General features: G+C 60.6%; 10 protein-coding genes, 3 pseudogenes and 1 riboswitch. Of the genes and pseudogenes, 3 read left to right on the top strand and 10 right to left on the bottom strand.

What is annotated here, in order from left to right:
- Nucleotides 1-363 (top strand): annotated as a pseudogene (locus B2V90_RS02550) (IS3 family transposase); the annotation flags it as partial.
- 276 nt (nt 364-639) lie between these two features.
- Here the strand turns inward: B2V90_RS02550 and prpF are convergent.
- The 9 genes and pseudogenes from prpF to B2V90_RS02595 form a co-directional block, all read right to left on the bottom strand.
- Nucleotides 640-1,860, bottom strand: a complete 1,221-nt coding sequence (gene prpF / locus B2V90_RS02555; RefSeq protein ID WP_228223131.1) for a 2-methylaconitate cis-trans isomerase PrpF — start codon at nt 1,858-1,860, stop codon at nt 640-642.
- A complete protein-coding gene (acnD, locus tag B2V90_RS02560) occupies nt 1,860-4,478 on the bottom strand; it encodes a Fe/S-dependent 2-methylisocitrate dehydratase AcnD (protein WP_228223130.1) in 2,619 nt (872 codons plus the stop codon). The genes prpF and acnD overlap by 1 nt, the downstream gene beginning before the upstream one ends.
- Before the next feature lie 140 nt (nt 4,479-4,618).
- Nucleotides 4,619-4,750 carry a hypothetical protein gene (locus B2V90_RS02565; protein ID WP_266103232.1) on the bottom strand — a complete coding sequence of 44 codons (132 nt, stop codon included), beginning with the start codon at nt 4,748-4,750 and terminating at the stop codon, nt 4,619-4,621.
- A 24-nt stretch (nt 4,751-4,774) separates the two neighbouring features.
- Nucleotides 4,775-5,014 (bottom strand): acyl-CoA thioesterase, encoded by a 240-nt coding sequence (locus B2V90_RS02570; protein WP_228223129.1) that lies wholly within the window; start codon nt 5,012-5,014, stop codon nt 4,775-4,777.
- A gap of 115 nt (nt 5,015-5,129) precedes the next feature.
- Nucleotides 5,130-5,441: pseudogene (locus B2V90_RS02575) on the bottom strand (bile acid:sodium symporter); the annotation flags it as partial.
- 195 nt (nt 5,442-5,636) lie between these two features.
- Nucleotides 5,637-5,729, bottom strand: a pseudogene (purU, locus tag B2V90_RS02580) (formyltetrahydrofolate deformylase); the annotation flags it as partial.
- 141 nt (nt 5,730-5,870) lie between these two features.
- On the bottom strand, nt 5,871-6,899 hold the full coding sequence (locus B2V90_RS02585; protein WP_228223128.1) for a methionine synthase: 1,029 nt from the start codon (nt 6,897-6,899) through the stop codon (nt 5,871-5,873).
- A gap of 29 nt (nt 6,900-6,928) precedes the next feature.
- Nucleotides 6,929-7,915 (bottom strand): DUF1852 domain-containing protein, encoded by a 987-nt coding sequence (locus B2V90_RS02590; RefSeq protein ID WP_228223133.1) that lies wholly within the window; start codon nt 7,913-7,915, stop codon nt 6,929-6,931.
- 313 nt (nt 7,916-8,228) lie between these two features.
- Nucleotides 8,229-8,450: riboswitch (cobalamin riboswitch) on the bottom strand.
- 326 nt (nt 8,451-8,776) lie between these two features.
- Nucleotides 8,777-10,177: a short-chain fatty acyl-CoA regulator family protein gene (locus B2V90_RS02595; RefSeq protein WP_228223126.1), complete on the bottom strand. Its 1,401-nt coding sequence runs from the start codon at nt 10,175-10,177 to the stop codon at nt 8,777-8,779.
- Nucleotides 10,178-10,311: 134 nt separating this feature from the next.
- On the opposite strand from B2V90_RS02595, the gene B2V90_RS02600 reads away from it, so the two are divergent.
- Nucleotides 10,312-10,845 (top strand): hypothetical protein, encoded by a 534-nt coding sequence (locus B2V90_RS02600; protein ID WP_293919583.1) that lies wholly within the window; start codon nt 10,312-10,314, stop codon nt 10,843-10,845.
- Nucleotides 10,818-11,000: a hypothetical protein gene (locus tag B2V90_RS02605; RefSeq protein WP_228223124.1), complete on the top strand. Its 183-nt coding sequence runs from the start codon at nt 10,818-10,820 to the stop codon at nt 10,998-11,000. The genes B2V90_RS02600 and B2V90_RS02605 overlap by 28 nt, the downstream gene beginning before the upstream one ends.
- Before the next feature lie 54 nt (nt 11,001-11,054).
- On the opposite strand, the gene acnA is transcribed toward B2V90_RS02605, so the two are convergent.
- Nucleotides 11,055-13,199, bottom strand: a 2,145-nt coding sequence (acnA, locus tag B2V90_RS02610; RefSeq protein ID WP_293919584.1) for an aconitate hydratase AcnA, incomplete at its 5' end; no start/stop codon positions are given.

A 13,199-nucleotide genomic window follows, 5' to 3' on the forward strand; every position in this document is an offset into this window, starting at 1 on the left:
TGAAAAAGGATCTGGCGATCCGCGGGCGCTGGATATGGCGGTGCGCCTTCGCCAGCCCCCCGATGGCTGCATTTTTCATTCCGATCGCGGCAGCCAATATTGCTCCTATGGCTATCAGAAGAAATTGCAGGCCTACGGCCTGCGCCATCAATGAGCGGCAAGGGTAATTGCTACGACAACGCCTCTGTCGAAACGTTCTTCAAATCTCTGAAGGCCGAACTCATCTGGCGGCAGCGATGGCCAACGCGACGGCAAGCGGAAGCAGCCATCTTCCAGGATATCAACGGCTTCTACAATTCCCGTCGCCGCCATTCATATCTGGGCGGCATCAGCCCGCTCGCCTTCGAAGCCAAGGGGGCATAATGAGATAAGTGACCGCGCAAAACCGTTACAAGTCCAGTATGTCGGTCAAGCACGTTACGGAACCTGCGAGCAGCGCCACTTCGCCTGTTTCAGGACGGATGACTACGTGCCGCGTCCATGCAGTCCTCCTCTCCAAGGGAAAGCGGTCCGTTCCGATCGCATCGGACAGGGGCACAGCCTCGCTGTGGTCAGTTCTGCAGTACATGCCTGCCAGCCCCGCGACGGATTGGGGCTTCACAAACGCGGCGCGACGCAGCCTGTCACAGGCCGGAAAGCCTAGAACGTATCGCCGGGAATACGTATCCAGCCTTCCATGAGGATACGGGCGCTCCGGCTCATAATGGCCTTGGTCACCGACCAATGGCCATCCTCCTGACGCGCTTCTGCGCCGACCCGCAAAGTCCCGGAGGGATGCCCAAACCGCACCGCCTGACGCTCCCCGCCGCCTGCCGCCAGATTGACGAGCGTACCGGGAACCGCCGCCGCCGTGGCAATGGCGACGGATGCGGTGCCCATCATCGCATGGTGCAGCTTGCCCATGGAAAGTGCGCGGACGAGCAGATCGATATCCTCGGCGGTGATCGTCTTGCCGCTCGAGGACATGTAGCTGGTGGCGGGCGCGACGAAGGCAATACACGGAGCGCGCAGGCTTTTCGCGGCATCTTCGGGCGCCTTGAACAGACCCATCTTGAGCCCGCCGGCGATGCGCAAGGCCTCGAACCGCCGCAGAGCGGCCTGATCGCCATTGATCGCCTCTCGCCGCTCGGTGCCAGCATAGCCGATGTCTGCCGCGTTGACGAAAACGGCGGGGATGCCCGCGTTTATCAGGGTCGCTTTGATCTTGCCGCCTGGAGCCACCTCTTCCGGCACATCGAGTTCGTCGATGAGGTTGCCGGTCGGGAACATGGAGCCGCCCTCGTCGCCGTCTTCAGCCGGGTCGAGAAATTCAAGGACGATTTCGGCGGCGGGAAAAGTCACGCCATCCAGTTCAAAATCGCCGGTTTCCTGAACCTCTAGGCCATTTGGGCCGTCGGTCACCGGGACATGCGTGATGATCGTCTTGCCAATATTGGCCTGCCAGATGCGAACCGTGACGATACCCTGTTCGGCCCGCGCCGGATCGACATAGCCGGCGTGGATGGCGAAGGAGCCCGCAGCGGTCGAAAGATTGCCGCAATTGCTCGACCAATCGACGAAGTCGGTATCGATCGCGATCTGGCCGTAGAGATAGTCGACATCATGACCGGGCTGCGTGCTGGGGGAGACAATGACGCATTTGCTGGTGCTCGAAGTTGCGCCGCCCATACCGTCGATATGCGCGGCATAAGGATCGGGGCTGCCGATCACCCGCTGGAACAGCTTGTCGCGTGCGATGCCGGGGACCCGCGTCGGTTCGGGCATGTCTTCGAGGCGGAAGAAGACACCCTTGCTCGTCCCACCCCGCATATAAGTGGCGGGGATGCGGATTTGCGGCAGGCCAGACTTAATAGGCGACATCACGCAACGCCTTTTTCGGAAGCCAGGAAATCCTTGGCGAAGCGCTGGAGAACCCCGCCGGCCTCGTAGATCGAAACCTCCTCGGCGGTGTCGAGGCGGCACCTGACGGCTGTGCTGATTTTCTGGCCGTCGCGGCGGTGAATGTGAAGGTTGAGCGTCGCACCCGGTTGGCGGTCGCCCAGCACATCGAAAGTCTCGGTCCCATCCAGGCCCAGGGTCAGGCGCGTGGTGCCCGGTTCGAACTCGAGCGGCAGCACGCCCATGCCGATGAGGTTGGTCCGGTGGATGCGCTCGAACCCTTCCGCCACGATCGCCTCGACCCCCGCGAGGCGCACGCCCTTCGCCGCCCAGTCACGCGACGATCCTTGGCCATAATCGGCGCCGGCGATGATGATCAGCGGCTGCCGGCGGTCGAGATAGGTCTCGATCGCCTCCCACATGCGCATGACCTTGGCGTCGGGTTCGACGCGCGCGAGCGAACCTTTCTTCACCGCGCCGTCGACCACGGCCATCTCATTGATAAGCTGTGGATTGGCGAAGGTCGCACGCATGGCGGTGAGATGGTCACCGCGGTGGGTGGCGTAGCTGTTAAAATCCTCCTCCGGCACGCCCATCTTCGTGAGGTACTCGCCCGCTGCCGAGCTGGAGAGGATGGCGTTCGACGGGGAGAGGTGGTCGGTCGTGATGTTGTCCGGCAGGATAGCGAGTGGACGCATGCCCTTGAGGCTGCGCGGATTGGCGGCGAGCGCGCCCACGCCCTCGGTGTCCCAATAGGGCGGCCGGCGAATGTAGGTCGATTGCGGTCGCCAGTCGTAAAGGGGATCGGCCTTGCCGGTGTCGCGGGCGGCGAACATCGGATCATAGATTTCCCGGAACTGCTCCGGCTTCACGGACGCTGCGACGATTGCGTCGATCTCTTCATCGCTCGGCCACAGGTCCTTGAGACGGATCTCCCTGCCATCGACGAGCCCCAACACATCCTGCTCGATGTCAAAACGCACCGTGCCCGCGATCGCATAGGCGACCACCAGCGGCGGCGAGGCAAGGAAGGCCTGCTTCGCATAGGGGTGGATGCGGCCATCGAAATTGCGGTTCCCTGACAGCACGGCCGTGGCGTAGAGGTCGCGCTCGATGATCTCGTCCTGAATTGCTGGATCGAGCGCGCCGGACATGCCGTTGCAGGTCGTGCAGGCATAGGCGACGATGCCGAAGCCGAGCTTCTCCAGCTCTGGCAGCAGCTTCGAATCCTTCAGGTAAAGCCGCGCCACCTTCGAGCCGGGCGCGAAGCTGGTCTTCACCCAGGGCTTGCGGACGAGGCCCAGCGCGTTCGCTTTCTTAGCGAGCAGGCCGGCGGCGACGACATTGCGCGGGTTGGAGGTGTTGGTGCAACTCGTGATCGCTGCGATGATGACCGCGCCATCGGGCAGCAGGCCCTGCTTTTCCTCAGCGACCGTCTTGTCAAGATTGACGGCGATCTCGCGCTCCGCGAGCGCAGAGGTCGGCAGGCGCTTGTGCGGATTGGACGGGCCGGCCATGTTGCGCACGACGCTCGACAGGTCGAACTCCAGAACGCGCTCATATTCGGCAGTCTTGAGCGCATCGGCCCAGAGCCCGGTGTGCTTCGCGTAGGTCTCGACCAGCGCGACCTGTTCCGGCTCACGCCCTGTGAGGCGCAGATAGTCGATGGTTTGGCTGTCGATATAGAACATGGCGGCGGTCGCGCCATATTCCGGGCACATGTTCGAGATGGTCGCGCGGTCGCCAATGGTGAGGCTGTCCGCACCCTCTCCGAAGAACTCGACCCAGGCGCCGACCACACGTGCCTTGCGCAGGAACTCAGTGATGCCGAGAACGATGTCGGTCGCGGTGATGCCGGGCTGGCGCTGGCCGGTCAGTTTTACGCCGACGATGTCGGGCAACCGCATCATCGAAGCGCGGCCGAGCATGACGGTCTCGGCCTCCAGCCCTCCGACGCCGATCGCGATAACGCCGAGCGCATCGACGTGCGGCGTATGGCTATCGGTGCCAACGCAGGTGTCCGGGAAGGCGACACCGTCGCGGACCTGCACGACGGGCGACATCTTCTCCAGATTGATCTGGTGCATGATCCCGTTGCCCGCCGGGATGACGTCCACATTCTCGAACGCCTTCTTGGTCCACTCGATGAAGTGAAAGCGATCTTCGTTGCGGCGATCCTCCACCGCGCGGTTCTTCTCGAACGCTTGCCGATCGAAGCCGCCAAATTCGACGGCCAGGCTATGGTCTACGATGAGCTGGGTTGGAACGACGGGGTTCACCTTGGCTGGATCGCCGCCTTCATCGGCTATGGCGTCGCGCAGGCCCGCGAGATCGACGAGTGCCGTTTGCCCCAGAATGTCATGACAAACGACGCGCGCAGGATACCAAGGGAAATCGAGCGTGCGCTTGCTTTCTGCAATTTGCCGCAGCGCTTCGGGCAACAGCGCCGTATCGCAGCGCCTGACGAGCTGCTCGGCAAGAACCCGCGACACATAGGGGAGCTTGTCGTAAGCACCAGGTCGGATGGCATCGATCGCTGCGCGCGCATCGAAATAGGTGAGGTCGGTGCCGGGAAGCGGCTGGCGAAAAGCATCATTCATCGGCGCAAATCTCTACAGGGCAATTTTTCAGAGTCGAAAATCCTTACCCGCACGCGCGAGGGAGCCGACACCTCTGAAAAGGCGAAGATTTGCGAAGCAAAAGCTGCAAATCGGCGAACTTTGCAAATTTCCCGGACGTTCTAAGTTTGCGGGCGATAGGGCTTGGGTTTGCCGTGCTCGTCGACCGAAACCATTTCAAACTGGCCCTTCACCGCTTGGCTGCGATGAGCGGTCGAAAGGGTTTCGCTGATCATCTCAACCTCGACGGTCATCGAGGAACGCCCATCCAGCGCGATTTAGGCGTGCAGCTCTACGAGTTGGCCGACCGAGACGGGATGGTGAAACGCGATTTGCTCGGGCCGCGCCATGACCACGGCAGCGCGTGCATGATGGCTTGCCGCGATGAAGGCAGCCTTGCCCATGAGGCTCGGCGCCGTGCCACCAAAGAGCGTGCCATAGTGATTGGCCTGCTTGGGAAAAACCTTTTCGCACAATCGCGTCTCCGACGCGGCGGGATGTGTTTCCAACTCTGTCATTTTCAGGGTTCCTTCAGCAAGAGCGCGTGAAATCACAGCCCCTGGTCGATGACCATGGCTGAATTGGCGAACCCTGCTGGGGGCGATTCAGCGAAGTCGCGAAGATTGCGAAATCCTACGCCGCCTGTGATGCGACGGCGCTAAGCTGTTGGTCGGCGTAGCGCCGTGCCAGGACCGCGCAGACCATGAGCTGGATCTGGTGAAAGAACATGAGCGGAAGGATGATGCCGCCCACCTGCGACGTGGCGAACAGGACGCCGGCCATGGGCACGCCGGAGGCGAGACTCTTCTTGGACCCGCAGAACTGAAGGACGATCCGGTCTTCTCGATTGAAGCCCAGCCAGCGCCCAAGAAAGTGGCTGAAGGAAAGGACGACCGTCAACAGCAGGCCTGACAAAAGAGCTATTACGAGCAGATAGGCCAAGGAATGATCGAACTTGGACACCAGGATCAGGACTTTGACGGGCTGACCGGTTGGCACCAGCTTCCAGTCCATGGCAAATTCATCATCGAGTTTTGCAACCCCGTCTGCCATCACCGATCGTTCGCAATCGCTTTCGAAGACGGTGCGGAGGAAGAAGCGCCCTGTTTCCCTGTCTTCAAACTGGCGCGATTCCAGAATATTGCCGCCATGTTCAAAAATGAGTCCGCTGACATGCTGAACAATGCCGGGACGGTCCGGGCAATTGATCACCAGCGTGTACGATCGAGGCATTCAGCGCTCTCCGGAAAGGGAAGCGGCCAGCCTTACGTCGCGATCCATCCTGTCCTTTCACAACAGGGCTGGATCACGACGTGCTGACATCTGGGGTTCCAGGGCTTGTCGCCAAACGCCAGCGACGTCTCCAACAGCGTCTCAGGCAGCGAGTTCTTGTCGGACGATTTCCGCGCCTGCGCCCAGAGCATCGAGCTTGCCCCTCGCCACACGACGGGACAGTGGCGCCATGCCGCAGTTGGTGCTGGGGTAGAGCTTGTCGGCATCCACGAATTGCAGTGCCTTCCTGAGGGTGTCGGCGACTTCTTCCGGCGTCTCGACGGTATCCGTCGCCACGTCGATGGCACCGATCATCACCTTTTTGCCCCTGATGAGTTCGATGAGATCCATCGGAACATGGGAATGATGGCATTCCAGCGAGATGATATCGATCCTGGACTTCTGCAGATTGGGGAAGGTTTCCTCATACTGCCGCCATTCCGATCCCAGCGTCTTCTTCCAGTCGGTATTGGCCTTGATGCCATAGCCATAGCAGATGTGGACCGCCGTTTCGCACTTTAGCCCCTCGGCCGCCTTCTCCAGAGTAGCGATTCCCCAGTCGTTTGCCTCGTCAAAGAAGACATTGAACGCCGGCTCGTCAAACTGGATGATGTCGACGCCCGCAGCCTCCAACTCCCTCGCTTCCTGATTGAGGATCTTGGCGAACTCCCATGCCAGCTTTTCGCGGCTTTTATAGTGGGCGTCGTAGAGCGTATCGATCATCGTCATGGGGCCAGGCAGCGTCCATTTGATCGGCTGATCAGTTTGTGCTCGCAGAAACTTCGCGTCCTCGACGAAAACCGGATTGGGACGGGAGACAGCGCCAACGACCGTCGGCACGCTTGCATCATAGCGATTGCGGATTCTGACGGTTTCGCGCTTTTCAAAATCAACGCCGCTGAGATGTTCGACAAACGTCGTGACGAAATGCTGGCGCGTCTGCTCGCCATCGCCGACGATGGTGATGCCCGCCTGGCGCTGATCTTCCACGGCCAGGCGCAAGGCATCCTGCTTGCCCCCAACCAGTTCCTCGCCCTCCAGCTTCCAGGGCGACCAAAGTATCTCAGGCTGGGCAAGCCAGGACGGCTTTGGCAAGCTGCCAGCGGTGGACGTGGGCAACAATATTTTCATGGATTGTATGACCTTATATTCTCGAATGATCAAAGGGCGAAAGCCGCGGACCATTGCTCAAGCACGGCCCAATGGGGCTTGATGAAGCACTCCTCGGCGAACTTCCCCTGTTCGACAGCCAGCCTGCTCCGTTCCTCCCGGTCATAGACAATGCGGGTGAGCGAATAGTCCTGATACTTCAGGCTTGGCTGATAATGCTCTGCCGCCGCGGAATTGGCGTTGTAAATCTCGGGTCGATAGATTTTCTGGAAGGTCTCCATCACGCTGATCGTGCTGACCAGCTCAAGACTGGTGTAGTCGCCGAGCAGTTCGCCGATATGATAGAAAGCATAGGGTGCCACACTGTTCGGCGGCATGAAATAGCGGACCTTCATGCCCATCTTGGCAAAATACTCGTCGGTCGCGGAGAATTTGTCGTTGCGATACTCAATCCCTAAAATGGGATGTTCGTTCGTGGTCCGGTGATAGACCTCCTTGCTCGACACGCTCAGGCAGATGACTGGCGGCTTGCTGAAATTGTCGCGATAGGCGCGCGAATTCAGGAAATGCTTGAACAGCTTTCCATGCAGGTCACCAAAATCGTTCGGAGCGCCCGCATCGGGGTGGCTCTGCATATACGCCGGCAGAACGACGCTAAAATCATAGTCTCGCACATAAGAGGAGAAATTGTTGCCCACCATGCCGGCGATGCGTTCGCCCGTTTTGCTATCGATAATCGTCGTCTGAAGGATTTCGATCAGAGGGAAGACAGTGTCGCTGTCGTCTGAATCGATGCGCATTTCGGCGGTAATGATCTCAAGCTCGACCGCATATCGGTCGCCTTTGGGGTTGTCCCAATGCGCCAGGGAGTTGAATCGATTGTCGATCATCCGCAACGTATTGCGCAAATTCTCCCGGCGGCTCTCCCCCCTCGCCAAGTTGGCAAAGTTGGTCGTGATGCGCGTATTCTCGGCAGGACGATAATTCTCGTCGAAAGCGATACGGCTGATGCTGAACTCAAAGTCTTGGTGCGCCATGGCGTCATATCCTAATTTCACGCTAGTCACAGGCATGCGAGGTCTCCTTCGGGCCAGCGCGTCGACCGGTCCGTCATGGTTCTGGAATTGTGTGGGATTGGGGCGCGCGCCGCGTCAGCCGAAGATCAGCACGGCACGCAGGCGCATTCGTCGAAAGACGACGGAGCGAAACAGGATTGAAGACATCGACCGATCACCTGCTTTGCCGGGCGGTAGGGTCGTCGGAAGAGCGCGCTGGACGTAGAAGGCCCGGATGGCGATATGCCACGAGCCTGCTTCAAGCGCGATCCGCCGGAGGAACCCCCGTCCGAGGAACGTTATGCCGTCGAAGGCAGGTCTCCTGGCTTACGGGTCATCGCAATGGCTCCGGCCTTCCCGAGCCTCGTGCAAAAGCTCAGTGACACAAAATGGAGCCACCACTCGCCGCTTACAGTTGCGGGGGCAGCGCCGGACTCTGCCCGAAGGGCACCACCGGCTTCCCGTCTTAGCCCCGCCGTCATGCCTGAGGCGGGGAACCTCGACAGGCTCCTTCAACAGCATCGGGAGGCTGCTGTCAAGCAACATATAAAGATTTCTTTATATGCTTCTGCTGAGAGGCGTCCTGAGCGCTCTATTTCCGGTTGGAATGGAGCGCCTTTCAACTCGAAAGGACCAGACCTCAGCCTAGAGGCGGTGGCGATCTCCCGGTCAGGCCTCGGCCATTCGGTCGGCTTCCCGCCAGCGAGCCAGCATTGCGTGATCGGCAAGAACGCGCTCGGTCGCCAAAACCGAGTAGGTGGGGATGGCGTTCGGAGCGTTCAGCCATTTGAGATGGATTAGGGGCCTTGTCATCACCGTCTCAACAATCATGTAGCTTGCGAATCAGGCTGCGGGATAAGGGGCCAAGGTGCTTCGATTCTCGTCTACCGCCACCGCCCGCCCAATTGCAGGGAAGGCGCGTTGCGGGCACGCTGGACGTTCACAGACCTTGCAGCCAGCTCCGATCGGCGTCGCCGCTGTTGGATCATCCAAATCCAGTCCCCGCGAATAGATAAGCCGCGAGGCATGACGAATGTCGCAGCCAAGTCCGACGGCAAATGTCTTGCCCGGCACATCGAAACCCGCGTTGCCACTGCTGACCGTTCGCGCAATCCAAAGGTAGGTGCGGCCGTCAGGCATTTGCGCGATCTGGCGAAGCACCCGGCCGGGCTGCGTGAAGGCCTCGTAGACCTTCCACAGTGGGCAGCTTCCGCCGACACGGGAGAAATGGAAATCGGTTGCCGATTGTCGTTTGGAGATATTGCCGGCACGATCGACCCGCACAAAGAAGAAGGGGATGCCGCGAGCATCGGCGCGTTGGAGCGTCGAAAGCCGATGGCAGATCGTTTCGAAGCCGACCCCGAACCGGCGCCCGAGCTTTTCGATATCATAGGCCTCGGCCTCGGCGGCGGCGAGGAAATCACCATAGGGGAGGATGAGTGCTCCCGCGAAATAGTTGGCCAGACCCACCCTGGCCAGTCTCCGCGCTTCGTCGCCAGACAACAGACTGCTATCGGCCAACTGGTCGATGACGCTGCCCAGTTCCAGAAATGCCAGTTGGGTCGCCATCTGGAAGGCCTGTTGGCCCTGATGCAGGTGGGCGGAGATGTGCAATGTCCGAGTCGCGGGATCATAGCGGCGCTGAGCCGTATCGCTCTCACCCCAGACAATCTGAACATCGTGACGGTCCTTCAGCCACGCAACGAGTCCAGGGTGGACCGAGTGCGGCGCAAGACCGGCCTCTCGATATATCCGCTCAGCTGCCTCATCTAGAGGCTCGACATGATTGTGCCGCGCATAGAAAAAGTCCCGGACTTGCTCGAAGGCCATGCGTGCCGGACCGCCGCTGATCCAGTCGTCTCCCAACTGGGCAGCCATCGCTTCGCTGCGCTCGGCGGCCTCCCGATAACGGCGGTGCAGGGATATGAGCGTCCTTCCCACCGCGGGCATGTTCGTCGCCAGCTCGCGGATTTCCGCGACCGAGATCGCCTCCGCGCTATCGGACAGCGCGTCACGCAGTTCCGTGATGAGTCGCGCTTCCTCATCCTCTGAAAAGAGCTGGACGTCGACGCCAAAGACCGAGTTGATCTTGAGCAGCACTGGGACTGTCAACGGCCGCTGGTTTTGTTCGAGCTGATTGAGATAGCTCGACGAGATGCCGAGCGCATTGGCCAGATCGACCTGCTTGAGCTTCCGTTCCTCGCGCAGCCGCCGCAGCCGCACCCCCATAAAGGCTTTCCGCATGTTCCTGCCCAATCTTCGCAAACTTTGCTAATTTGCAGCATTTCATCCGCAAATCTTCGCACATTCAGCCATTTCTAGCGTAGCAGATGATGCGGATGTTGCGAAGCCATGAAGAATTCTACGGCAAGGCAGCAATGATGAAGGGCAAGATCGCCGGGGGCGCAATCTGCTACACGGGCGACCTGTTCGATCCGGCGCATACGAAATATTCGCTGAACTATTATGCCGGCATAGCGAGCGATCTTAAGAAGGCCGAGTGCCAGGTTCTTGCGATCAAGGATATGGCTAGCTTGTTCCGGCCCCCAGCGGCACGAGCGTTGATCGCTGCATTGCGCGATGTTACCGATCTGCCGATCCACCTCCATACGCACGACACCTTCGGCATCGCAGGCGCGACCCTTATCGCCGCCGCCGAGGCGGGCGTCGATGCGATCGATGTCGCGACGGATGCAATGTCGGGAACAACGTCACAGCCCTGCCTGGGATCGGTGGTCGAAGCCCTGCGCTACACAACCGCGACACCGGTCTCGACGCCGAGGCAATCCGGAGGATCAGCTTCTATTGGGAGGGTGTTCGCGGGCTCTATGCGCCGTTCGAGAGCGATCTGCGCTCAGGCGCTTCGGAGGTTTATCTCCATGAAATGCCTGTCGGTCAGTTCACGAACCTGAAGGAACAGGCCCGCTCGCTGGGCCTCGCCAGCCGCTGGCACGAAGTGGCGTGCGCCTATCGCGAAGCCAGTGATCTGTTCGGCGATATCGTCAAAGCCACGCCCTCCTCGGGCGACAGCATCGAGGCAAAGGATCTGCTGCTCGTCTTGGAATGAGGGTTGCCAGCATCTGCACCAGCAGCAAAAGACTTCGCCGCTTCCGCGATCGCACTATGCCGCGAGGTTTCTCAGCACATAGGGCAGGATGCCACCATTCTGGAAATAGGCGAGTTCCTCGGCGGTGTCGATCCGACATAATGTTTGGAGACGGAAGGATAATCCGTCCGACCATCGGCCTTCGACCATGACGGTCTGGCGCGGTTGCAGGTCCGACAGGCCGGTAATAGTGAACTGCTCGTTTCCTTTCAGCCAGTAAGTATGGCGATTGACGCCCTCGGCGAACTGAAGCGGCAGCACACCCATCCCGACGAGATTGGAACGGTGGATACGCTCGAAGCTCTCCGCGATAACCGCGCGCACACCTAGCAGGGCCGTGCCCTTGGCCGCCCAGTCGCGCGAGGAGCCGGTGCCATATTCCTTGCCAGCGAGGACAATGAGAGGCGTTCCCGCCGCCTTGTGCCGCATGGCTGCTTCGTAGATCGGGAGCGTCTCGCCGTCGAACAGCGTGTTGCCGCCTTCTGCACCGCCCATCATTTCATTGCGGATGCTGGCGAAGGTGCCGCGCATCATGATTTCATGATTGCCCCGGCGGCAGCCATAGCTGTTGAAATCGACAGGCTGCACCTGTCGTTCGATGAGCCATTGCCCGGCCGGCGAAGCCGGTTTGATCGAGCCGGCCGGCGAGATGTGGTCGGTCGTGATGGAATCGCCGAAGATGGCGAGCGTACGGGCCTCGACGATATCAGCGACCGGCGCGGCCTCGCGTTCCAGTCCATCGAAGAAGGGCGGATTGGCGACATAGGTTGATGCAGTCGGCCAGTCATAGGTGTCGCCCTGCTTCACCTCGAGCGCCTTCCAGCGATCGTCGCCCGCATAGACATTGGCATAGCGGCTGGCGAACATCTCGGCGTCAATGGCCGAGGACATAGTGGCCTGCACTTCCGCATTGGTCGGCCAGACATCTTTCAAATAGACGGGCTGCCCATCGGTGCCGGTGCCAAGAGACTCAGTCGCGATATCGCGCGAGACGGTGCCGAGCAGCGAATAGGCGACGACGAGCGGCGGCGAAGCCAGATAATTGGCGCGCACGTCGGGTGAAATCCGTCCCTCGAAATTCCGGTTGCCGGACAGGACCGCCGCTGTCACGAGGCCATTGTCGTTGATCGTCTGGGAGACGGCAGGATCGAGCGAACCCGAATTGCCGATGCAGATCATACAGCCATAACCGGTCAGATTGAACCCGAGCGCATCGAAATCCTCCTGCAGGCCGGATCGCACCAGATAGTCAGTAACGACCTGGCTGCCGGGCGACAGCGTCGTGCGAACCCACGGCTTGGGTGTGAGGCCAAGCGCGCGCGCCTTGCGCGCCACCAGTCCAGCGGCGACAAGGACGGAGGGATTGGACGTATTGGTGCAGCTCGTGATCGCCGCGATCGCGATATCGCCATGGCCGATACTGAAATCTTTCTGATCCACAGCGACCCGCCGGTCCAGCTCGTCGCCCTTGCCATATCCAGCAGCCAGCTCGGTCGGAAAGCCTTCCGCGGCATGGGTCAGCAATACCCTGTCCTGCGGACGACGAGGGCCGGCCACCGACGGCAATACGGTCGAGAGATCAAGTTGAAGCGTCTCGGTAAATACCGGGTCGGGCGTCGCGGCATCCCGCCACATGCCCTGGGCCTTGGCATAGGCCTCCACGAGCGCGATGCGATCTTCGCTGCGACCGGTGAGACGGAGATAGGTGATCGTGGCGTCATCGACCGGGAAGAAGCCGCATGTGGCGCCATATTCGGGTGCCATGTTGGCGATCGTGGCACGATCGGCGAGCGGCAGGGCGTCGAGCCCCGGCCCATAAAATTCGACGAAGCGGCCGACCACGCCGTGCGCGCGGAGCATCTGGGTCACTGTCAGAACGAGATCGGTGGCTGTCACACCTTCGGTCAACGTGCCGGACAGCCGGAAGCCGACAACATCGGGGATCAGCATCGATACCGGCTGGCCGAGCATAGCCGCTTCGGCTTCGATCCCGCCCACACCCCATCCCATGACGCCGAGGCCGCTGACCATGGTGGTATGGCTGTCCGTGCCGACGCAGGTGTCAGGATAGGCGACCGTGACGCCTTTCGCATCCGTACTGGTCCAGATAGTCTGGGCGATGTACTCCAGATTGACCTGATGGCAGATGCCGGTGCCGGG

Origin of the sequence: Sphingobium sp. UBA5915, from assembly GCF_002431195.1 — a bacterium.
Taxonomy (GTDB): Bacteria; Pseudomonadota; Alphaproteobacteria; order Sphingomonadales; family Sphingomonadaceae; genus Sphingobium; species Sphingobium soli.

Excerpts from the sequence above, each read along its gene's own strand:
- prpF (WP_228223131.1), bottom strand. The coding sequence starts at position 1,860 with ATGTCGCCTATTAAGTCTGGCCTGCCGCAAATCCGCATCCCCGCCACT.
- acnD (WP_228223130.1), bottom strand. The coding sequence starts at position 4,478 with ATGAATGATGCTTTTCGCCAGCCGCTTCCCGGCACCGACCTCACCTAT.
- B2V90_RS02565 (WP_266103232.1), bottom strand. The coding sequence starts at position 4,750 with ATGACCGTCGAGGTTGAGATGATCAGCGAAACCCTTTCGACCGCTCAT.
- B2V90_RS02570 (WP_228223129.1), bottom strand. The coding sequence starts at position 5,014 with ATGACAGAGTTGGAAACACATCCCGCCGCGTCGGAGACGCGATTGTGC.
- B2V90_RS02585 (WP_228223128.1), bottom strand. The coding sequence starts at position 6,899 with ATGAAAATATTGTTGCCCACGTCCACCGCTGGCAGCTTGCCAAAGCCG.
- B2V90_RS02590 (WP_228223133.1), bottom strand. The coding sequence starts at position 7,915 with ATGGCGCACCAAGACTTTGAGTTCAGCATCAGCCGTATCGCTTTCGAC.
- B2V90_RS02595 (WP_228223126.1), bottom strand. The coding sequence starts at position 10,177 with ATGCGGAAAGCCTTTATGGGGGTGCGGCTGCGGCGGCTGCGCGAGGAA.
- B2V90_RS02600 (WP_293919583.1), top strand. The coding sequence starts at position 10,312 with ATGATGAAGGGCAAGATCGCCGGGGGCGCAATCTGCTACACGGGCGAC.
- B2V90_RS02605 (WP_228223124.1), top strand. The coding sequence starts at position 10,818 with ATGCCTGTCGGTCAGTTCACGAACCTGAAGGAACAGGCCCGCTCGCTG.